The sequence below is a fragment of the Staphylococcus cohnii subsp. cohnii genome (assembly GCF_002902365.1).
Classification (GTDB): Bacteria; Bacillota; Bacilli; order Staphylococcales; family Staphylococcaceae; genus Staphylococcus; species Staphylococcus cohnii.
Window position 1 is genome coordinate 30,756 of record NZ_PPQC01000060.1, and the last position, 23,504, is coordinate 54,259.

A 23,504-nucleotide genomic window follows, 5' to 3' on the forward strand; every position below is an offset into this window, starting at 1 on the left:
AAATTAAAATGGTGGAGGATGACGGGTTCGAACCGCCGACCCTCTGCTTGTAAGGCAGATGCTCTCCCAGCTGAGCTAATCCTCCATTTATAATTGCCTGGCAACGTCCTACTCTTGCGGAACGTAAGTCCGACTACCATCGGCGCTAAGGAGCTTAACTTCTGTGTTCGGCATGGGAACAGGTGTGACCTCCTTGCTGTAGTCACCAGACAAAATAACTTACTCAATGTATGATACATTGTTTATCAACCAATTACAATAGTTAATTTTACACTATCTTAAAGAAATTCACAAGTTCTTTACTTGATGTTTCTTATGTAAACACTCGTTTTTGACGACTTTTATATAATACTATGTTTTTTCATTAAAGTCAACTGTTTTCGTAACTTTTATTTTAAACATATATTTTATTTCACACGTATTCGCGCTCACTTAACTCGACTTGAATTATCTTACCATAAGAAATCGCAGTTGACCATACCCTTTTTGGTATATTTTTATAATTAAATAGCATAATTATGCATAATTGTATCTTATTACTTTATTATTTCTAATTTGTTTTTAAAAATTCGCTCTATTCCATTTGTTTAAAGTTCAAATTTATAATTAAAAAAGGATTAAACATCATGCTCTTATTTGTGAGTCACAACATTTAATCCTTTAATATAAGTTAATTTATATTATTTTTGTCTCATGTATGGGAATAATAACACATCTCTAATTGAAGCTGAATCGGTCAATAACATAACAAGTCTATCAATACCTATACCTAAACCACCTGTTGGAGGCATACCATATTCTAATGCTTCAATGAAATCTTCGTCCATTTCATGCGCTTCGTCATTACCTTGTTCTTTTTCAACTAATTGCGCTTCAAATCTTTCTCTTTGATCTATAGGATCATTTAATTCTGTAAATGCATTACCATGTTCTCTACCTACAATAAATAATTCAAAGCGATCCGTAAATCGAGGGTCTTCCGGATTTTTCTTTGCTAATGGTGATATTTCAATTGGATGACCGTATATAAATGTAGGTTGTATTAATGTTTCTTCAACTTTTTGTTCAAAGAATTCGTTTAAAATATGACCGTATTTCATATTGTCAGTTATTTCAACACCGTGTTCTTTAGCAAGTGTTTTAGCTTCTTCGTCATTCTGAACATTAAAGAAATCAATACCTGTTACTTCTTTGACAGCATCTGCCATGTGAACTCGTTTCCAATTTGATTCTAAGTCAATCATTTCTTCACCATAATTAATTTTTGCAGTGCCAAGTACTTTATTGGATATATGTCTAATCATATCTTCTGTTAAATCCATAATATCGTGATAGTTTGCATATGCTTCGTAAAGTTCAATCATTGTGAACTCTGGATTATGGCGTGTAGATACACCTTCATTTCTAAACACGCGACCAATTTCATATACTTTTTCTAAACCACCAACAATTAATCGTTTTAAATGTAATTCTATTGCAATTCTCATATATAATGTAGCATCCAAAGCATTATGGTGTGTTACGAATGGTCTCGCTGCTGCTCCGCCTGCAATTTGGTGCATCATTGGCGTTTCTACTTCTAAGAATCCTTGGTTGTTTAAGTAATTACGCATTTCTTGTAAGATTTTACTTCTATTAATAAAAGTTTGTGTGCTATCTTGATTTGTTATTAAGTCTAAATAACGTTGACGATAACGTTGTTCAATATCTTGTAAACCATGGAATTTATCTGGTAATGGGCGTAATGCTTTTGTTAAAAGCGTGAATGATTTTGCTTTAACAGACAATTCACCAGTATTTGTTTTGAACATAACACCTTCAATACCTACGATATCTCCCAAGTCTGTTGATTTCCATAGTTCAAATTGTTCTTCTCCAACTTGATCTTTTCTTACATAAATTTGAATTTGACCTGATAAATCTTGCATGTGTGCAAAGCCTGCTTTACCTTTACCACGTTTCGTCATTAAACGCCCAGCTATGCTGACATGACTTTCTTCTTCTTTTTCTTGTAATTCTTCTTTAGAGAATTGATCCCAATCTTCATGTAACGGAGTAGCCATTGAAGTTCGTACAAATTTTCCACCGAATGGATCGATACCTAAATCGTATAGCTCTTGCATTTTTTGACGACGCACCTGCATTTGGTCGTTCATTTCTTCTGACATAACTTTCTCTCCTTTATACTTCTTGTTCTATTTTAATTTTAGCCCCAACTTTTTGTTAGAATTCGAGGAATATCTATCATTTATGGTTAATGTATCTTGATTTGTTCCAATCATTTCTTACTTTACCATGACTACCCTATCTTTTAAATACAAAGATGAGTATTTGACTATGTGCTCAGCACTAATTTTTTCAATTTTACTAGAGGTTATGAATGTAATAAAGTAATTAAAGCTGTATATTTTTTAGCGTATGCTAAAGTATCTGTTTTATCTTTATGAATGAAACAATTTTTAAAATACCTATTTTTTACTGCACAGCAATTCAATGTATATAACTATTACTACAATAGTTATGTAATACATGATGTTCTAGTTAGAGTTAATCTTGTTATATCAGTTGTATTAATAATTTAACATGCTTCTACTGCGTCCAAATAATGATAGAAGCAACTAAATGAATTTCACAATTAATCTATAATAAAATTGCAAATATACCTATTCAATAAAAACGCTTTGCTTGGCCTCATCTTCATTGAGTTTATACAGCATTGCTTTCTTAACCTTTATATTGTTTCACTGTATTATCTAACGTCACTAAATTTCTAATTTTTTTGTTTGTATGAGGTTCAGTAAAATCTGGCGCAATATCATTGAGTGGTATGAGCACGAAAGAGCGTTCCAACATGCGTGGATGCGGTATAACCAAGTCATCTTCATTTATAATTTGTTTATCAAATAATAAAATATCAACATCTAATGTTCTAGGACCCCATCTGATATCTCTTACTCTATGCAACTGTTGTTCTGTTTCTTGACATACTTTTAATAAATCACGAGGTGTTAGTGTCGTTTGTATTTCAATACATTGATTTAAAAATTGAGGTTGCTCAACATACCCTACAGGGTCTGTTTCATAAATCAGGGATGTTTGTGTTACATTGATGCCTTCTGTGTCATTCAAAATATGAATCGCTTGATTAAGCTGTGTTTCTCTATCTCCAACGTTACTTCCGAAACCTAAGTATGCATATGACATTAGAAATTCTCCCTCACTATTTCTACGCCTACACCCTCATAATGGCCTGATATAGGTGGATTTTCTTTAGTGATTCTAACTTTCGTTTCCATTACACGATTATAGTGTGAATTTATACGTTTTGCAATACGTTCAGCTAGATGCTCTACTAAATTCACTGGTTTACTTTCCATGATTGATTTAACATCTTCATATACTTCACCATAGTGAACAGTGTCAGTAACTTGATCTGTTTCACCTGCAAGACTTAAATCAACTTTCATTGTCACATCTACGACGAATATTTGACCAATTTCATTTTCGGCTGGTAAAGCACCGTGATAACAATAAAATTTCATACCGTTAAGAAATATCGTGTCTCTCATCCTCATTCTCCTTTAAATAATCCATGCTTTGAGCCAAACGGGCGTTGAGCACAACATTATGAACCCTCACACCTTTAACACCTTTCATTATACCATATGCAGTAGTGGCGGCTGTTGCTTCATCTCTTTCAGTTGCTTGTGTGTCTCTATCTATCATTTCTTTAATAAATCTTTTTCTACTTGTCGCTAATAGTACAGGATAATCCGTAGCTACTAACTCGTCCAAGCGCGCCATTACTTCTTTTTCTTCATCTCTTGTTTTTGCAAAACCAATGCCAGGATCTATCCAAACTTTTTCTTGGGGAATACCTGCCATTTCAGCTTTATTTGCTTGTTTCAATAAATGTAGAAGCATTTCATCCACAACTGGCATTGTTCGATTACCATCACCATTGTGCATCAATATGATCTCGCCTTCATATTTAGATACAATATCAAAGATTTTTTCGTCATATAATCCAGCCCACTGATCATTAATCATTGTAGCGCCTAATTTCATTGCTGCTTCTGCCACTTCACTTCTATATGTATCAATAGAAAGTTGAACGTCTAATTGGCTGAGTGCTTTTACAACTGGGACTACACGTTGCAATTCTTCAGTTACACTGATTTCTTCATAGCCAGGACGTGTAGATATACCACCGACATCTATTATATCTACACCTTCTTCGATCATTTCTTCCGCTCTTTTAACAGCCTTTTCTACTGAATTATATTTACCACCATCAGAAAATGAATCAGGTGTTACGTTTAATATGCCCATAATTTTTGTATGTGCCATCGTTACTTTCTTCCTTTCACTGTTAAATACCTCATCGCTAGCTTAGTAATCACTATTCTATAATAACGCTAATTTATAAAATTTTCAGTAAGCAATGCTCATGTAACCCAAAAATTTAAGTCTAATTTATTTTACTCATTTAAATAATAAGTAATTGACAAGAACGCATTCAAATATATTAATCTTTTCATATTGTGACCTATTTCTATTGATTTATTTAATTTTATAAACGCTATCGGCATGTCTTTAACAGTCATTATAATACTTCTAATTAATATCAGCTGCTATACGTGTAATTCCGTAAGGTAATAATATTATACCAAGGTGTTGAAAACGACAAAATCTTCACAGAAAGCATACAAAAAAACTGTCGACAAAGTCAGTACCTTGTCGACAGTCTGAAACTGATCAAATCTGCATATGATCGGTTTTATAAATATGTTTTTAATCTTCAAATGAATATAAAGGTGTTGAAAGGTAACGTTCACCATTACTTGGTAATACAGTAACGACTGTTTTACCTTTACCTAAAGATTTTGCTTTTTCGATAGCTGCATAAATTGCTGCACCTGAAGAAATACCTCCAAGTATACCTTCTTCTTTAGCAACCTTACGAGACATATCCATTGCTGTTTCATTACCCACTTTTATAACTTCGTCATAGACATTCGTATCTAAAGTATCTGGTACAAAGCCAGCTCCTAAACCTTGTAGTTTATGTGGTCCTGGTTCTCCACCACTTAATACTGGTGAATCTTCTGGTTCAATAGCTACAAGATTGATATCAGGATATTTCTCTTTCAATACTTTACCTGCACCAGTTAATGTACCACCTGTACCAACACCTGCTAAGAATGAATCAATTGTTTTTCCTTCAAATTGTTCAACCAATTCTGGGCCAGTTGTCAATTCATGCACACGTGGGTTCGCTGGGTTTTCAAATTGTTGTGGTTCATAATAACCGAATTCTTCTTTTAATTCTTTTGCTTTTTTAATAGCGCCTTTCATTGCTTCTGAACCTGGTGTTAACACAACTTCTGCACCATAAGCTTTTAATAAATTACGACGTTCTTGACTCATTGTTTCTGGCATCGTAAATACTGCTTTATAACCTTTAGCGGCACATACAAAAGCTAAACCTATACCTGTATTACCACTCGTTGGTTCTACAATTGTATCTCCTGGTTTGATTTTCCCATCTTTCTCAGCCGCTTCAATCATTGCTAATGCAATACGGTCTTTAACTGAACCACCTGGATTTTGATATTCTAATTTTACATAAACATCTGCAGCATTTTCATCCACCACATTGTTCAATTTAACTACTGGTGTATTACCAATTACCTCAACGATATTATTTACTGGTTTGTTTGTCATAAGTATTGCTCCTTTTCATTAAAAAGTTTAAAACCTACTTTTTCTATCGGATATACTTTATATTTTATCAGATTTTGATTTGAATACAACTAAGAAGATTGAAAATTACAATATTTTTATAATTTATGTGACTTAAACTTTATTTTAAAGGATTTTTTACATCTTTTCTAATAATTCCTGTAATTCATTTTCTGTATATTGATATTTATTTCTACAGAAGTGACATTCTGCTTCTGCACCATGATCTTCATTAATCATACTTTCGATTTCAGCTTGACCTAACCCTTTAATTGCATTCAAAAACTTTTCGTGACCACAATTACATTCAAAACTTGCAGGCATTTCTTCTAAAATTTGAACTTCATCTTCACCAAGTACTTCATATAAAATTTCTTCTGGCGATAAACCTTGATCAATTAATTTCGAAACTGGTGTCATATTGTTGATTGCTGTTTCTAATTTATTGATTGTTTTTTCTTCTGCACCTGGCATCACTTGGATGATAAAACCGCCTGCAGCTTTTATAGAATTATCAGGATTCACTAATACGCCTAGTCCAACAGATGATGGTACTTGTTCACTTTTTGCGAAGTAATAAGTAAAGTCATCGCCTAATTCACCGGATATAAGTTCACTTGAACCAGAGAAATAATCTTTCATTCCAACGTCTTTTACTACAGTTATTGCACCATTGGTTCCAACAGCTCTACTAACATCTAACTTCCCAATGTTATTTAGAGGAAAGTGAGTCTGTGGGTGAGTCACGTATCCTCTTACATGACCACTGGCATCTGCATCAGCTATAATTTTTCCGATTGGCCCTTGTCCATCAACTGTAACTGTCAGTTTTTGATCGCCTTTTAACATTGCACCCATCATCAACGTTGCAGTCATTGTTCTGCCAAGTGTTGCGGATGCTGTCGGCCAAGTATAGTGTCTTGTTTGTGCTTCTTGAACACTTTCTGTAGTTAATGCACTATATGCTCTTATCTGTCCTTCATAAGCCAATGCTTTAACAATGTAATCTTTTGTCATTTCTATAATTTCTCCTTTTATTCAATATAATGTTTAAATTGCCTTCTAAATTCTATATAAAATTCCATAATACTTTTTATCAATGCAATTTATTGTAAGTGTTCAGGCAAAAAATTGCTACATATCTGTTTGCAATTTGGCGGATTGATAAATATTAAAAAAGCTTCTTTCCACATCAATATGATAGCAGAAAGAAGCTTTTTGTTCAGTTATTAATTTCTATTACTTGGATCGTTAGGATCACTTGGGTTGCTAGGTTTATCGATATTTGGCGCTTGCTCATGACCTGTCTCTTCTGAGTCATCATTGTCATGTTCGCTATCTTTACTTTCTTTATCGACATCTTTTTCTTCTTGTTGATCTTCTTTTTCTTGTTGTTTACCAACTTCTAGTTGTTCTTTTCGTACATCTTCATAAGATTTACCGTATTTACCTTCTTTAAATTCACTTTCTTGATCACTAACAACTTCTGCTGCATCGTAATCAACTTCTGGTAATACGCCATCATAGAATAATGAACGGATTTGCTCAGCAACTAATGTTTCTTCTTTTAATAAAGATTCAGCAATTAAAAGTAATTGTGATTGATGTTCTAAAAGAATGTCTTTACAACGTTCGTATTGTTCTTTAATAATACGTTGAACTTCTTTATCAATTTCATACGCAATTTGTCCAGAATATTCTGGATCGCCTTGCATGTCTTTACCTAAGAATACTTGTCCATTACTGCTACTTGTGAATTGTACCGTACCAAGTTTCTTACTCATACCATATTCAGTAACCATTTGTCGTGCGATTTGTGTTGCACGTTCAAAGTCATTTGAAGCACCTGTTGATACTTCGTTGAAATTAATATCTTCAGAAACACGTCCACCTAACAAGCCACAAATTTTATCTAGTAATTCTGGCTCAGTCATTAGGAAGCGATCTTGTTTCGGTAACATCATTGCATAACCACCAGCTTGACCACGTGGTACGATGGTAACCTTATGGACAACCTCTGCTTCATCAAGCACCATACCAATAATAGTATGACCTGCTTCATGGTGTGCTACGATATTACGTTCTTTTTCAGAAATGACACGTGATTTTTTAGCAGGACCAGCAATCACACGGTCAGTCGCTTCTTCAATATCACGCATATCTATTTTCTTCTTACCTTCACGTACTGCAACTAAAGATGCTTCGTTCAGCAAGTTTTCTAAATCTGCACCAGAGAAACCAGGTGTTCTTTGAGATACTGCTTTTAAGTCTACTGTTTCATCAAGTGGTTTATTTCTAGCATGGACGTGCAGAATAGCTTCACGTCCTTTTACGTCAGGACGACCAACTTGAATTTGTCTATCGAAACGACCAGGACGTAATAATGCTGGGTCTAAAATATCAGGACGGTTTGTAGCAGCAATCATAATGATACCTTCATTTTCACCGAATCCATCCATTTCAACTAGTAATTGGTTTAACGTTTGTTCACGTTCATCGTGTCCGCCACCAACACCAGCACCACGTTGACGACCAACTGCGTCGATTTCGTCAATAAAGATAATACAAGGTGCATTTTTCTTAGCATTTTCAAATAAGTCACGTACACGGCTTGCACCAACACCCACAAACATCTCAACGAAGTCTGAACCACTGATTGAGAAGAATGGTGTACCAGCTTCACCAGCTACTGCACGAGCTAATAATGTTTTACCTGTACCTGGAGGTCCTACAAGTAAAACACCTTTAGGAATTCTAGAACCCATTTGTTTAAATTGTTTATTATCTTTTAAGAAGTCAACAATTTCTATTAATTCTTGTTTTTCTTCATCTGCGCCAGCTACATCTGAGAAGCGTACACGTTTTTTCTGACTGTCGTACATTTTAGCTTTGGATTTACCAAAGTTCATCATACGACCGCCGCCACCGCCGCCTCCTTGTGCTTGGCTAAGGAAGAAAATAAATAATAATGCTATGATTAAAACTGGTATTAACGTAGTTAAAATACTTACAAATACGCTTTGTTTTTCTTCTTCTTTAACCGTAAATTTCAATCCATCTTGACTTTGTGCTTTATCTGTTATTTTTTCAAGCTCTTTATCATTATTATATAAAATAGTTGAAGAATAATCTTCATCTTTTTTAGTTTTACCACTTACCATATATACATTTTGTTCTGGTTGAATTTCTAAGGATTTCAATTCACCTTTATCTAATTGCTTAACAAATTGATTATATGTAAGCTGTTTTGGCATATTTCCGTTACCATTTAGCCACGAAAACAAGCCAAATATAATAACGCCAATGATTGCGATAACTAGCACGTTACGAAAGGCTTTCTGCATGCGTCGTTTCCTCCTACTTCAATAATAAAACTAACAAAAATTGTAACACAATACACAAGTGTTGGGCTAGTAATTCTACTTTTGTATGTACGTTACAGTTCTTGTTGTTTTTATACTTTTATATTTTTGATATACAAACAGTTAACATATACTTTATAATCTATCCCTTAAATGATTTACGTATATGTCCGCGTATTTTATCAACATACTATGTATATCGACTCATTTAATCCGATTACGTTTTACAGTATATAACAATATTTCATACGATTAAATTGTACTGCTTATTTTGAATAAATTTCTGGTTTAAGTGTACCAATATATGGTAGGTTTCTATAGTTTTCAGCATAATCTAATCCGTAGCCTACTACGAATTCATCTGGAATTTTTTTACCTACATATTTTGCTTCGATATCCGCTTTGCGACGATTTGGTTTGTCTAATAATGTTACAATTTCCAGTGAATTGACTTTTCTTGATTCCAATAATTCAGTTATTGATTTTAAAGTTGTTCCTGTTTCTAAAATGTCTTCAATAATCAAGATGTCTTTGCCTTCTATTGAACCACTTAAATCTTTAAGTATTTGTACTTCACCCGTTGATTCAGTACCGCCATGGTAACTAGAAACATCCATAAAATCGATAGCTAAATGTGTATCAATATGTTTGATGAGGTCTGTCATAAACATTACTGACCCTTTCAAGATACCTATACAGACAAGTGGTTTACCTGCATATGCTTCAGTGATTTTTGCACCCAAGTCTTTACAAATTTGTTCGATTTCTGCCTCATCCATTAATATTTCCTTTAAATCATCTCGCATAATTTCATTCCTCTCCCGTATTTCGTATGAAAATAGTATCTTTATATTCATTATTTAAGTATAACGTACCTACAGCAATAATTGTTTCATCTGCATTAACTAAAATTGGTAACTGGTTTCGCTCAGTTTGTATAATTTTGCGATCAATCAGTAATCGACTAACTTTTTTATGTCCTTTTATACCATTTAGTTTGAATTTATCTCCCGTATTTCTAGTTCTAACGACTAACGGATAATCATCTTTTGGAAAATTATCAGTTATGTTTATACTATAATGACCATAGTGATACAATCCTGGTTGCAAAATCTTTGTTGGTACAAGACATTTATCATAATTTGCCATTATTATAAATTTATCATAAGCGATATAAATATTCCATTTATCTGTTGTATATATTGTACATTGAGTAACTTTGCCTTCGAGTTGCTCAAACCAAGATTCATACATTTTTTCAGTCATTGGTGTCGTAATCTGTAATTTTGAAAATATTTTATCTAAAATAATTATTTTAATATTATGATTTAAATCAGAAAATGCAACTCTTGGAATTACTATTTCTGTCTTATCGTCATTTTCATAAACATGTGTTTCTATAAAATGTAACGCATTGTCATGTAACGCTTGCAGTTGCATATCATGCCAATCTTTCAACTTAAGTAACTGTTTTGTAGATAAATGGCGATTGCTATCGATGGCAGGTAAAATACGATTACGAATATCATTTCTTACGTAATGATTTTCAGCGTTTGTCTCGTCTTCATAATAAGGCACTTCATAATTTTGCTGATAGTTTCGAATGTCTGCTTTTGTTGTTTTTAACAATGGTTTACACAACATATAGGCACTTCGTGAAGTCAGATATGACATACCTAAACTACTTCTAGTTGAACGACCCGTCATCAATCGATAAAAGATAGTTTCAATTTGATCGTCTTGATGGTGAGCGGTTAATAAAACGTCTGCATCCAGCTCCACCATCATATTATCAAACCACTGATACCGTTCATTCCTTGCAATATTTTCAATGCTGTTACCTTGTTCAATGACTTTCGATAAATCTAAATGATGCACGAACAATGGAATTTGATACGATTCACAATATTTTCTTATAAATGTTTCTTCTTCTTGTGCAATATCACGAATATTATGATTCACATGTAAGCAAGTTAATTTTCTATACGATTGAGACAACTGATTAATTAAGTTGTGTAATAATACCATGCTGTCAATCCCCGTCGAAACGGCTAACACAATATGTTGATCTTTATTCCAACCACCAGCATTAACTTCTACCATAGCTTACCTCCTATGTCACAATGCGAAAGATTTTTTCTTTAAGTTTTACATGTACGTTGAAACTTCTGGACACAACAAAAAATAGACTGTTTCCTTAAGTAAGAAAACAGTCATTCATTGTCAAAGTCAAACGTCATTAAAATCATATTAAATGTTGTCTTAAGCAATTAATTTCAGTTCTCTTGGGAACAGTCTTATTTTATATATTTTAGCGTCTAGCGCCTTTTCCACCACGTCTAGATTCTGTTTGACGCTTAATAGAAGTCAATTTATCTTCACTATCTTTTAAGAAGTTTGTTAATTTCTTTTCAAAGTCCTCACCTTTAGGTTGAGGTTGTTTATAATTTGGTTTACTTTGAGGTCTACGTGGACGATCTTTTGCTTTTTTGATAGATAAACTAATTTTTCCATCATCAGCAATTGAAAGCACTTTAACTTCAACTTCATCACCAACAGATAAGTGATCTTCTACGTTTTCAACGTAGTTATCTGCAACTTCACTTATGTGAACTAAGCCACTCTTTCCTTCTGGAAGTTCGACGAAAGCGCCAAACTTTTTAATTCCAGTGACTTTACCTTTAAGCTTGTTTCCTACTTCGATTGACATATTATAAATAAATCCTCCCGATTCGTTTCGATTTTAACCCTATTATATGCCTGTTTGCATAAATTAACAATGGTATAATGATGCAAAAAATTAAATTCACTTATTTATCATCATTTTGCGCCTTAGATTTAGTGTCAGATTTATTATCTCCAGGCAATTTGAAAATAACTTCTCCATCATTACTTAGATAGTAATCATCACGTGCAACTTTTTCAATATAATCTTTATCATTTAAATTATTTAATTGTTCTTTTAGTGCTAATTCTTCATCTTGTTGTTTTTGATACTTTTGTTCTTTTTGTTGACGTTCAACTGAATCTTCATTATTACTTTGTTTTTGAGTGACAAGCATGATGGCTAAAATGATAATAATCAATAGTAAAATACCACCAAATAAAGTGATACGCTTACGAACAACACGCTTTCTCATTTGTTGCTGCTGCTTTTTTTTGTTTTTTGCTGAAGTATACGTATTGCCTATATTTTCAACTTTTTTATTCATTTGCTTGTCACCTCCTGTGTTTATATTTCACTAACTTTTTCTTCTTTAATAAGTTCATACATACCTTTTGCATTTTCTTTTGTTGCATGTTCGTTCAAACCTGTGACTTTGATTGTTACAATTTTTTGTCCGAATCGAATAACAAGTTCATCTGTTTCTTTTACATCAGTACCCGCTTTAGCAACTACGCCATTTACAGTAATACGTCCTTGATCACTGATTTCTTTAGCTAATGTGCGACGCTTTACTAATCTTGAAACTTTGAGATATTTATCTAATCTCATCATCATTTTCCTCCTTGCTCTAAAATTCGTTTTAAAGCATTTTCATCTAACGATTTATTTTTTGTTTTATCATACAATGCTAAGAAGTGGTCTGCAAATACTTTCTCAAATTTCACACGCTGTGCTTTACCTTCCTTAGACTTAGCATTAGACCAAATATTTTTTAAATCTTCTTCTGTTTCTGCTTTTGCATCACCAAAAACATGTGGATGTCTACGTATCATTTTTTCAGAAAGACTTTGTATGACTTCATTTATATCCATATAACCTTCTTTTTTCCCTATACTTGCATGTAGTAATACCTGTAATAGAATGTCTCCTAACTCTTCTATCATGTGCCAATCGTCTTCATTATCTATTGCTTCAAACAATTCGAATGTTTCTTCCAACAAATAACGTTTTAAAGTATGATGTGTTTGAACTTTGTCCCAAGGGCAACCTTTCTCGTCATCTACAAGGTGTTCAATGATACCAACTGCATAGTTAAAATCACCAAAGTATGTTTCTTCAATTTCCACTTTTGGAATAAATACACTAGTTATATTGTTAAAAACTTCGTCGTAATGATCTATTTCATATAACGGTGTTTTGATAACGTTGGCATAATTATTTCTAGCACCATCTACGATATAAACAAGTTGGTCATCATTATAACGTTCCATCAATGTCACTTTTAAATCACCAGCGACCATTGCACTATAAACTTGTGTGATAAGTGTATGTGTACGAATATTCAACTTTTCTTTTTGAAGATCTGTTGCATCTAACATTGTAAAACCATCGTTAGGATCAATTTTCACCGCTTCAAATATATCGTCTATAAAGCTTTTACCACCTAATATTTCAACTTCTATATCAGAATGTTGTTGTGCATATTGCTCTAAATACACAGTTGTCGTTTCAGCTACACGTGGATGGCCTGGTACTGTATATACAATATTATTGTCTTTTGCAGTATTTATCAATTTTGACACAATAGCTTCATATACATTTTGAAAAGCGTCATGATTTTTATATTCTTGATCAAAGCTTTCAATATTAATACCTTCCATTGTTAAGTCTTGGATGACTGGGTGGTCAATGGTACGTGTATAAACTAATGTTTGCTTTTTCAAAAATTTATAAATACCTAATGGTAAATCTTCAATACCATAATTTCCTAATCCAACAACTGTTATCTTATTTGTCATTAATGTTTCCCTCTTTTCATATGGAATAGTTTATCTCCAAAAGGTAGATGTTTGAGTTCTCTAAAACTTAATAAGTGCATGCGTACGATAGAAAAAATCACTACAATAACGCCAATGGTAGCTGCTATAGCTAATTCAACTAATCCTTGCATTCTACCTTCTCCTGGAATAAGAAACATGACTATTTGTACTGTAATTGATAATAGCATCATTGTCCCTACTAATTTAACAATGAATTTTTTCATTGTTTGGAAATGATACATTTTTAATACTTGATACTGTAAAATCCACACAAATAACAGCAATGAAATGACAGTACTTAGACTGGCGCCGAAAATTGAAAGTTGTGGTATTAAAACCATATTCAATATTGCTTTGATCACAACACCAATGCCAAATGCAAACAAAATAACTTTAACGCGATTTTTTACTTGTAATAAAGCAATATCCATCATTATAAGAGAAACACATATAACTGTAAGCATATATAGGGATAACGTTCCGTTCAAAATATCATTTTTGAAGAACACGCTATTCATTACAGGAAGCAAATTGATTAAGCCTATAGCTGCTGCCACACTAAATAAAATCGTAATCTTTATCGATGCATTAGCATAGCGATTCACCAGTATATGTTTTTTTGTTTTTAATGCATCTGTTAGTAATGGAATAAGCACAAAACAGAACGTCGTCGTTACAATTAACCCCATCTGTATAAAAGAGGCGCCACGATCATAAATGCCTTTAAAAATAGTTGCTTTATCAAAATCTAAACCAGTCATTTGAAGTGCATGTATCACTGTAAAGCTATCCACCACTTGCCATACAATAACAATCAATTGGCTCACTGCGAATACAACTATGCCTAGCGTTAACTTTTTCCAAGCAACATCAACATTGGCATGTGCTCTAGATAATTTAAAAGGTTTCCGTTGTATTAGAAACAAACTAGATACTAAAAAACCAATACCTGAACCAACAATCGCTAATGTACCTGCACGATATATACTCCATGAATGACTCATAAACATCACAATAGCAACCATGATAATTACGACACGAATAAATTGTTCTATAACCTGGGAAATCGCAGGTATATTCATCTCATGGTGTGCCTGATAATAACCCCTATAGACACCAAGTATGCCAACAAATAAAAAGCTGACACTTGCTGCCCTTAACATAGGTGCTAAATTGACATCTCCCATTAGAAAAGCAACCCAATGTGCACAAATAAATAAAACTAAGAAAAAGATAACACCAGCAAATTGCAACCTTAATAACACGCGTGTATATTGATTGGGTTGTCCGTTTGCGCTAAAAGTTTGAGTGACTGCGCTAGGAATAGCATTCATCGATAAAATAACGCCTAAAGCTACTATTGGATATACTTGTTGATAAGCGTATAGACCTCCATCTCCTAGTATATTTTGATAAGGCACACGGTACAACGCGCTTAATACTTTAACAATGATAAGCGCTATAGTTAGTACAACAACGCCATTAAAAACACCTTTTGTTTCAGATTTAACGTTCATCTGGTATAACCATACTTTCTTCTAAACATTTCGCTAAGAATTTCAAACTGTCTAGCCATACTTTATCTTTATTTAGCGTCACTTTCATTTTACCATCTTGAACACCAACTTTCATTGCACGTCCAAGTGGTTGGGTTTGTTTAAAAAGTGTTTCACCATTGATATCTGTAGTGCCTTTTTCGGATAAATAAATATCTATTTTTTTACCTACATCTTTAATAAGTGTTACACCCGCATTCAACGCATGCACTTTAATTTCCATCATTTCTAGCAATCTTTCAACCTCTACTGGATAATCATTAAAGCGATCAATCAGCTCATCTTTAACATCCATCAATTGCGATTCTGTTTCAATTTTACGTAATTTTTTATAAATTTCTATTTTTGCCTGTTCATTTGGAATATATTCAGCTGGTAAATAAGCATCAATATTGAGTTCGATTTCCACTTCTGGAGCATCAGGTTGTTCTTCTTTAATACCTCGTTTTTCATTCACCGCTTCTTCTAACATTTGTGAGTATAAATCAAAGCCTACGGAGTCAATAAATCCATGTTGTTGTTTACCTAAAAGATTCCCTGCACCTCGAATATTTAAATCTCGCATTGCAATTTTAAAACCGGAACCTAATTCAGTAAATTCTTTGATTGCCTGTAGTCTTTCTTCAGCAGTCTCTGATAATACCTTGTTAGATGGATGTAAGAAATACGCATAACCTATGCGACTTGAACGCCCCACACGTCCTCGTAATTGATATAATTGGCTCAATCCAAATTTATCGGCATCTTCGATAATTAAAGTATTGGCATTTGGAACATCTACACCAGTTTCGATAATCGTTGTCGTTACTAGAATATCAAATTCATGATTGATAAAGCTCAGCATCGTTTCTTCTAAATCACGTTCATTCATTTGACCATGTGCCACACCAATATTCGCTTCTGGCATTAACATTTGCAGTTGTTCGCGTTTTTCATAAATCGATTGCACTTTATTGTATAAGTAGAAAACCTGGCCTTCACGTGATAATTCTCTTTCTAAAGCTTCTTTAATAAAATTCATATTTTGCTCTAATACATACGTTTGCACAGGAAAACGATTTTCTGGTGGTGTTTCGATGACCGATAAATCACGCACGCCCAACATACTCATATGTAGAGTTCTCGGAATCGGTGTTGCAGTTAACGTTAATACATCAACATTTGTCTTAAGTGACTTAATCTTTTCTTTGTGTCTTACGCCAAAACGTTGTTCTTCATCCACGATGAGTAATCCCAAATCTTTATAATGAATATCTTTACCTAACAATTTATGCGTACCAACAACGATATCAACATAGCCTGATTTAAGTCCTTCTTTAACCTCTTTAACTTCCTTAGTCGTTCTAAACCTACTAATAAGTTGGATTTCTATAGGAAAATCTTGCATGCGCTCGATTAAAGTTTCATAGTGCTGTTGCGCTAAGATTGTCGTAGGCACAAGAAAGGCTACTTGTTTACCTTCCATTACAGCTTTAAAAGCTGCTCGTACTGCAACTTCTGTTTTTCCGTAACCAACATCGCCACATAATAATCTATCCATTGGGCGTTCAATTTCCATATCTTGTTTAATCTCTTCAATAGACTTGCCTTGGTCTGGCGTTAATTCATAAGGGAAGTCAATTTCAAAATCATTTTGTTGTGGTGTATCTGGTCCATATTTATAGCCAACTGACATTTCTCTTTCTTTATATAATTCTATTAATTCATCAGCCATATCTTCAACATTTTGTTGAACTTTAGCTTTTGTTTTCTTCCATTCTGTACCACCAAGTTTGTTTAATTTAGGTGATTTATCTTCGGAGGCAACATATTTTTGTACTTGATCCATTTGATCTACTGGTACAAATAATTGATCGGTACCTTTGTATTGTAGTTTTATATAATCTTTATGAACGCCGCCAACTTCAAGTGTTTCGACACCTAAATATTTACCTACACCATGGTGAACATGAACAACAAAATCTCCAACTTTCAAATCTTGATATGATTTGATTTTTTCTGCATTTGTTAATTTCTTATGTTGTTTTGCTTTTTTCTTTTGTTTTGATTTAAATAATTCACGTTCTGTAACAACAACAAGGTGCATATATGGTAATTCAAAACCTTCTGATAGACTACCTTCAGTGATAATTGCACTACCACCTTCACTTTGTGCACTTGGCGTATCTATAAATGTTGGTATGTGCATTTCATTTAACATTGATTGAATACGTTCTTTTTTCGATTCGGTTTCTGCTAACACAACAATCGTATAATCATTTTGGATAAAGCGTTGGAATTCGGAACGCATAATATCGTATTGACCATAAAATTGTTGTACTGGCTTACATGAAAATTTAATGATTGTATTGAGTTCTACCGGCATCGTTGCAGTAAACAAAGTAAAATACGTAACTGGATATCGATTTAATAGTGACTCAAACCCGTCATATTGTAAGAAATTCTGTCCTATAAACCCTTTACCGCTTTCAATTAAACTCTGCATAAATTCTTCAGCTTCAGAAACCAGTGTTGTTTCAGTTTCTTTGATTCTATTATATTCATCAACTGCTACAATCGCATCAGATTTAAAGTAATCAATAATGGTCGCAGGGGATTCGTACATAAAAGCTGCGAGTCTACGTAATACTTGATGGTCAAATAAAGAAGATTCATAAAGTTGAAAACTTTCATACGTTTCTTTTAAGTCATTACGTACAGATTTATCAATTTTTGGACGTGTATACTCATATGCTTCTTTTAATTTTAATTTAGTATGCTTTAATACTTCGTCTGTAATGATGTAATCACTGGCAGTTGTAATGTCTACATAGTCTAAATTTTCTTCCGAACGTTGCGTTTCTACATCAAAGTTTCGAATTGAATCTACTTCTGTATCAAATAATTCAATTCTTACTGGCAAACCTATTAAAGGATATATGTCAATAATCCCACCACGTAACGAGAATTCACCAATATGCGATACTACACTCTCTCTGCGATATCCCATGTTTACAAGTTTATTTAAAAATTCATCAATATCAATATCGTCACCAATGGAAAGTTTGAGTTGATGTGCACTCCACATTTCAACAGGTGTTAACCATTTTTTAAAACCATTTAGCGGTACGATAAATAACCCTCTCTTTTCTTGAGCAAGTGCCGTTAAAGTACGTACACGTTCGCTCATGAATTGGGGGCTTTGGGTTGAAAATTCTTCTGTCATAATATCTTGCATCGGATACTTGTAAATATCGTCTGTATCAACATATTGTTGTAAGTCACTCTCTAGTTTGTCTGCTTGATACAAGTTATTCGTTACTACAAGCAATTGTTTTGAACTATGAATAAACTTTTCGGCTATGATAGTTGCCTTTGCCGAACTAGATAGTCCAGTAACCAATACGTTTGCTTCACCAAATACTTCATTTAACTCTTGATAGCGTTTATCTTTTTTAATATATTCTGTAATTATTGATTTCACTTGACCTCACCATTAAACTCATTCATCACACGGTCAAAACGAGAACTTTCAATATAAGCTTCTACTGCACGTGCTGAATGTTCTATTACTTTATTCATTGTATCCATTTCTTGTTTCGAAAATTTTTGTAATACATAATCAACAATCGACATGCCATTGGATGGACGATCAACACCAATACGAATGCGTTTGAATTGGTCTGTACCTAAAGCTTGAATAATCGACTTCATACCATTATGACCTCCGGCACTACCCTTTTGTCGTAAACGAATTTCCCCCTGTGGTAAATCCAAATCATCATATAGTACAAGCAAATCGTCTATATCAATGTCATAGTACTTCATCAGTGGCCCTACAGCATCACCAGACAAATTCATCATTGTCATTGGTTCTATAAACATCACTTTTTCACCAGCTAAACGTTCTATTGTATAGGCACCTTTATACTTTTGTTTATCTAATTTAAATTGATTGCGTTCTAACATATAATCAATAACTTCAAAACCGATATTATGTTTTGTCAGCTCAAAGCGTTTACCAATATTGCCCAAACCTACAATACATTTCATTATGTTACCTCCAATTGTTGTATTCACTCAAAAACATTTATTATTTCACAACGTTATGCCGTTTCTTTTTTTATTTTCATATCATTCACTATATTAACATAAAAAAACACCAGCTTAACGAATTAAGCATGGTGCTTTTTAAGATCATTTTTTCTTATTGAAATCGCGTGTATTAGAATGACGTCAGAGAAATTACTCTTCTTCTTCGTCGTCTTCTTTTTCTTCACCAACAACTTCTGGCTCTTCAGTTTCTGATTCGCCTTCCATAGCTTCGATTTCTTCTTCAGTAGGTTCTTCAGTTGGAGGAACTACTGTTACTACAGATTCTTCAGGATCATTTTCAATTGTGAAATCACCTGAAACTTTGATATCTGCAACTGAATAGCTATCGTTAACATCTAATTCGCTGATGTCAATTTCGATAGATTCAGGGATATTATCTGGTGTCGCAGTTACTTCAAGGTCGAATAATGGTTGTTCAACAACGCCGCCTTCTTTAGCTCCTACTGCCTCACCAGTAAGTTGAACTGGTACTTCAACTGTACGTTCTTCACTCATATTGATTGCTAAGAAGTCAATGTGAGTAATTTGGTTTTTAAGTGGATCGAATTGATAGTCTGAAACCATTACTTTAATTGTTTTAGAACCTACACCTAATTCGATAACACCGTTACGTCCAACTTCACGAATAACTTTGATAAATTCTACTTCATCAACTTTTACTGAAGTATTTTTTGTACCGTAACCATAAACGATTGCAGGTACTTTACCAATTTTTCTAAGTGTTTTAAGGTCTGAACGTGTTTGTTTACCTTGACGAATAATTGACTTTAATGAAGCCATATTATTTCCACCTTTCATTTTTGTCCTTATTCATATAATAAGAACCCCTCACTTGCCCATCAACACAATGTTGCTTGCAAGTGTTTATTTAATCGTGAATTGAAATCACGAACGGAATAATTATACAACTATTGCACTAATTAGTCAAATAGCACACTAACAGATTCTCTTTCATATACGCGCACAATAGCTTGTGCTAATAAACCTGCTACTGACAGTTCTTTAGTATTAGCTGGTTTACGACTTTCATCTAATTGAATTGAATTTGTAACGACTAACTCTTTAATCGCTGAATTTTCAATACGTTCTTTAGCTGGGCCTGATAATACAGGGTGTGTACAACATGCGTAAACATCTTTAGCACCTTTGTCTTTGAGCGCTTGAGCCGCTAATGTAATCGTACCGGCTGTATCGATAATGTCGTCAATAATTATTGCTGTGCGACCTTCAATTTCACCAACGATATTCATTACTTCAGCTACATTAGGTTTAGGACGTCGTTTATCTATGATTGCAATTGGTGTTTTTAGAATATCTGCAAGTTTACGTGCTCTAGTTACACCACCATGGTCTGGAGAAACTACGACACATTCTTCTGGGTCAATGTCTGTATCATTTTGGAAATATTCTGCTAAAATCGGAACACCCATTAAGTGATCTATTGGCATATTGAAGAATCCTTGGATTTGTGGTGCATGTAAATCTAATGCAATCATGCGGTCTGCGCCAGCAGTTTCAATTAAGTTTGCAACTAATTTCGCTGTAATTGGTTCACGGCTACGCGCTTTTCTATCTTGACGAGCGTAACCATAGTATGGCACCACGATATTAATATTAGCTGCTGAAGCACGTTTACAAGCATCTATCATAATTAATAATTCCATTAAATGTAAGTTTACTGGATTAGAAGTCGGTTGGATAATAAACACATCACAACCACGAATACTTTCTTCAATATTAATTTGAATTTCTCCATCGCTAAAACGTTTTACAGAACATTTACCTAGCTCGATTCCAACATTATCTGCTACTTCTTGGGCTAAGGGTTCATTACCTTTTAAAGAGAATATTTTCAAAGCAGAATTCTTATACTCATTGTTTAACATTTATAGTCCTCCAATTAATTCATTCAATTAGTTTCGTTCATAGACAAAGTTATATTTATCTCATTAATCTACAAAATGTCGATTGAGGTCTTTCTTACATCTACATTATATATATGTGATTAGAATCATAATCTAATCGTGTCTATTTTTTCAAATAACCTTCTTTAGTTGTTTGTCTCGCTCTTGCTAATGCTAAACTGTCATGTGGCACGTTATCAGTAATTGTAGAACCTGCAGCTATAAATGATCTATCACCTAAAGTTACTGGTGCTATCAAGTTGGTATTACAACCTATAAATGAATCATTACCGATGATTGTTTTGGATTTATGCTTACCGTCATAATTCACTGTGATAGAACCGCAACCTAAGTTGGTACGTTCACCAATTTCTGCATCACCAATATAACTTAAATGTGGTAATTTAGCACCTGTTTTAACGACCGATTTCTTAACTTCAACAAAGTTTCCAACTTTAACATTTTCACCTAAATCTGCTCCGGGTCTTAACTGAGCAAACGGTCCAATTGTAGTATTATCACCTACAATCGCTTCGTTGATAACCGATTGTTTAATTGTAACGTTAGCACCTATTTTACTATTTTGAATTTCTGTGTTTTGGCCAACAATCGTATCTTCACCAATTACACAGTTACCAGCTAATTTCACATTTGCCTCAATTGTGACATCCATGGCTATTTCCACATCTGCACCTATATATGTAGTAGCAGGATCAATAAGCGTTACACCATTTCTCATATGGTAGTCATTGATACGTTTTCTATAAGCTGTCTCTGCTTCGCTTAACATTACACGATCATTAACACCCATAATTTCTTCAAAATCTTCTGTACGATATATTTCAACCGTTCCTTGCTCCTGTAAAATAAGAGACAAAACATCAGGTAAATAATACTCAGCTTGAACATTATCATTTTTTACCAGTTCTAATTTTTCAAAAAGCAATTTATTATCAAATGCAAAAATACCTGAGCTAATTTCATTGATTTGTTGTTCATCTACTGTAGCATCTTTCTGCTCTACAATCTTAACTAAATGATCATTGCCATCTCTCACAATACGACCATAACCATAAGGGTTACTTGTCGCCGCTGATAAAACTGTTGCATCAGCTTGATTGCTTTCATGGTGTTCTACTAGTGATTTGAGTGTTTCTGCAGTTATTAACGGCGTATCGCCACAAACCACTAATGTTGTACCTTGTTCGTCTTTCAAGTGCTCACTCGCCATTTTAACGGCATGTGCAGTACCGAGTTGTTCGTTTTGGAAACTATATAAAGATGTATCTCCTAACGTTTCTTTCACGCTTTCTGCACCGTGGCCAACAATGGTCACAAGATTTTCTACTCCAGATTGTTTAACGTTATCAACGACATGTTCAATCATTGATTTGCCCGCAACCTCATGTAGTACTTTGTATTTCTTAGATTTCATACGTGTACCTTTTCCAGCTGCAAGTACTATTGCATGTCTTTGCATGTGTGTAACCCTCCATTAAATTATACACTTCTATATTATTATAATTTAACGCTAGTACCACTTTCAAGGCTCAAAACCCTAATGTTATACAATGGAAACAATTCAAGTTATTTTCTTTCGGCTAAACATATTCATAATTGTCATCTTTGACCTCCACAAATCATAATAAAATGATTGTCATAAACTTATGTCATACTTTATAAATACTAATATATTTCAGAGGTCGTGGCGTTATTAATTTAAATGTCAGTTTTTTTAATTCTCTAAATAACTTGTAATTATATTGAACTGTTTATAATTCATTTGTAAAAGTGAAAATATATTTTTTGTCACCTTTTCATTATAATAAATTATTTTAATTCTTTATATCCTTAGTTTAGTTTAATACACAAAACGGTTGGATTTTTGTTAATGCAAATCCAACCTAAATTAATTATTTTATATAACTGTGATTTTCCTTTGTACTTATAGCGATTTTACATCGTGCGGACGCCCGGGGAAATGATATGAGCGAGAGACTACAGGCTCGAGTCATATCCCCAGGGAAGCATGCACGTTAAAATCGCATGTTTTTTAATACAAAAAAGACTAACCTATCATATATATGATATGCTCCCTTCAAAGTAGACACTTAAAAATGTAAACTTTGAAGGGA

General features: G+C 33.6%; 19 protein-coding genes, 1 tRNA gene and 1 rRNA gene. All 21 read right to left on the reverse strand.

Annotated features, from left to right (window positions below):
* Nucleotides 1-9: 9 nt before the first annotated feature.
* The 21 genes from CD032_RS10425 to glmU all read right to left on the reverse strand — a co-directional run bounded on the left by CD032_RS10425 (nt 10) and on the right by glmU (nt 22,849).
* Nucleotides 10-85, reverse strand: a tRNA-Val gene (locus tag CD032_RS10425).
* A 10-nt stretch (nt 86-95) separates the two neighbouring features.
* Nucleotides 96-210: ribosomal RNA gene (gene rrf, locus CD032_RS10430) — 5S ribosomal RNA — on the reverse strand.
* 470 nt (nt 211-680) lie between these two features.
* A complete protein-coding gene (gene lysS, locus CD032_RS10435) occupies nt 681-2,168 on the reverse strand; it encodes a lysine--tRNA ligase (RefSeq protein ID WP_103211470.1) in 1,488 nt (495 codons plus the stop codon).
* 556 nt (nt 2,169-2,724) lie between these two features.
* Nucleotides 2,725-3,204, reverse strand: a complete 480-nt coding sequence (gene folK, locus CD032_RS10440; protein WP_019467970.1) for a 2-amino-4-hydroxy-6-hydroxymethyldihydropteridine diphosphokinase — start codon at nt 3,202-3,204, stop codon at nt 2,725-2,727.
* Nucleotides 3,204-3,569, reverse strand: a complete 366-nt coding sequence (folB, locus tag CD032_RS10445) for a dihydroneopterin aldolase (RefSeq protein ID WP_019467969.1) — start codon at nt 3,567-3,569, stop codon at nt 3,204-3,206. Before folB ends, folK begins: the two co-directional genes overlap by 1 nt.
* On the reverse strand, nt 3,547-4,350 hold the full coding sequence (gene folP, locus CD032_RS10450) for a dihydropteroate synthase (RefSeq protein WP_019467968.1): 804 nt from the start codon (nt 4,348-4,350) through the stop codon (nt 3,547-3,549). The genes folB and folP overlap by 23 nt, the downstream gene beginning before the upstream one ends.
* Nucleotides 4,351-4,794: 444 nt before the next feature.
* Nucleotides 4,795-5,727 (reverse strand): cysteine synthase A, encoded by a 933-nt coding sequence (gene cysK, locus CD032_RS10455; protein ID WP_019467967.1) that lies wholly within the window; start codon nt 5,725-5,727, stop codon nt 4,795-4,797.
* 156 nt (nt 5,728-5,883) lie between these two features.
* Nucleotides 5,884-6,762 carry an Hsp33 family molecular chaperone HslO gene (gene hslO / locus CD032_RS10460; protein WP_019467966.1) on the reverse strand — a complete coding sequence of 293 codons (879 nt, stop codon included), beginning with the start codon at nt 6,760-6,762 and terminating at the stop codon, nt 5,884-5,886.
* A gap of 212 nt (nt 6,763-6,974) precedes the next feature.
* Nucleotides 6,975-9,089, reverse strand: a complete 2,115-nt coding sequence (gene ftsH, locus CD032_RS10465; protein WP_019467965.1) for an ATP-dependent zinc metalloprotease FtsH — start codon at nt 9,087-9,089, stop codon at nt 6,975-6,977.
* A 284-nt stretch (nt 9,090-9,373) separates the two neighbouring features.
* On the reverse strand, nt 9,374-9,913 hold the full coding sequence (gene hpt, locus CD032_RS10470; RefSeq protein ID WP_019467964.1) for a hypoxanthine phosphoribosyltransferase: 540 nt from the start codon (nt 9,911-9,913) through the stop codon (nt 9,374-9,376).
* A gap of 4 nt (nt 9,914-9,917) precedes the next feature.
* The gene (tilS, locus tag CD032_RS10475; protein ID WP_019467963.1) at nt 9,918-11,210 is read right to left on the reverse strand and encodes a tRNA lysidine(34) synthetase TilS; all 1,293 of its coding nucleotides are present in this window, start codon (nt 11,208-11,210) and stop codon (nt 9,918-9,920) included.
* 208 nt (nt 11,211-11,418) lie between these two features.
* A complete protein-coding gene (locus tag CD032_RS10480; RefSeq protein ID WP_019467962.1) occupies nt 11,419-11,817 on the reverse strand; it encodes a S1 domain-containing RNA-binding protein in 399 nt (132 codons plus the stop codon).
* Nucleotides 11,818-11,917: 100 nt separating this feature from the next.
* Nucleotides 11,918-12,319 (reverse strand): FtsB family cell division protein, encoded by a 402-nt coding sequence (locus CD032_RS10485; protein ID WP_019467961.1) that lies wholly within the window; start codon nt 12,317-12,319, stop codon nt 11,918-11,920.
* Nucleotides 12,320-12,339: 20 nt separating this feature from the next.
* Complete coding sequence (locus CD032_RS10490; RefSeq protein ID WP_026034742.1) at nt 12,340-12,603, reverse strand: RNA-binding S4 domain-containing protein; 264 nt, start codon at nt 12,601-12,603, stop codon at nt 12,340-12,342.
* A 2-nt stretch (nt 12,604-12,605) separates the two neighbouring features.
* Nucleotides 12,606-13,793 (reverse strand): MazG nucleotide pyrophosphohydrolase domain-containing protein, encoded by a 1,188-nt coding sequence (locus CD032_RS10495; protein WP_019467959.1) that lies wholly within the window; start codon nt 13,791-13,793, stop codon nt 12,606-12,608.
* Nucleotides 13,793-15,331, reverse strand: coding sequence for a polysaccharide biosynthesis protein (locus tag CD032_RS10500; protein ID WP_040030458.1), 1,539 nt, complete (start codon nt 15,329-15,331; stop codon nt 13,793-13,795). The genes CD032_RS10495 and CD032_RS10500 overlap by 1 nt, the downstream gene beginning before the upstream one ends.
* Nucleotides 15,321-18,833 carry a transcription-repair coupling factor gene (mfd, locus tag CD032_RS10505; protein ID WP_019467957.1) on the reverse strand — a complete coding sequence of 1,171 codons (3,513 nt, stop codon included), beginning with the start codon at nt 18,831-18,833 and terminating at the stop codon, nt 15,321-15,323. Before mfd ends, CD032_RS10500 begins: the two co-directional genes overlap by 11 nt.
* The gene (gene pth / locus CD032_RS10510) at nt 18,830-19,402 is read right to left on the reverse strand and encodes an aminoacyl-tRNA hydrolase (protein WP_019467956.1); all 573 of its coding nucleotides are present in this window, start codon (nt 19,400-19,402) and stop codon (nt 18,830-18,832) included. Before pth ends, mfd begins: the two co-directional genes overlap by 4 nt.
* 192 nt (nt 19,403-19,594) lie before the next feature.
* Nucleotides 19,595-20,245 (reverse strand): 50S ribosomal protein L25/general stress protein Ctc, encoded by a 651-nt coding sequence (locus tag CD032_RS10515; protein ID WP_040030460.1) that lies wholly within the window; start codon nt 20,243-20,245, stop codon nt 19,595-19,597.
* 140 nt (nt 20,246-20,385) lie between these two features.
* On the reverse strand, nt 20,386-21,351 hold the full coding sequence (locus CD032_RS10520; protein WP_019467954.1) for a ribose-phosphate diphosphokinase: 966 nt from the start codon (nt 21,349-21,351) through the stop codon (nt 20,386-20,388).
* Between the two features lie 142 nt (nt 21,352-21,493).
* Complete coding sequence (gene glmU / locus CD032_RS10525; protein WP_103211471.1) at nt 21,494-22,849, reverse strand: bifunctional UDP-N-acetylglucosamine diphosphorylase/glucosamine-1-phosphate N-acetyltransferase GlmU; 1,356 nt, start codon at nt 22,847-22,849, stop codon at nt 21,494-21,496.
* Nucleotides 22,850-23,504 lie beyond the last annotated feature (655 nt).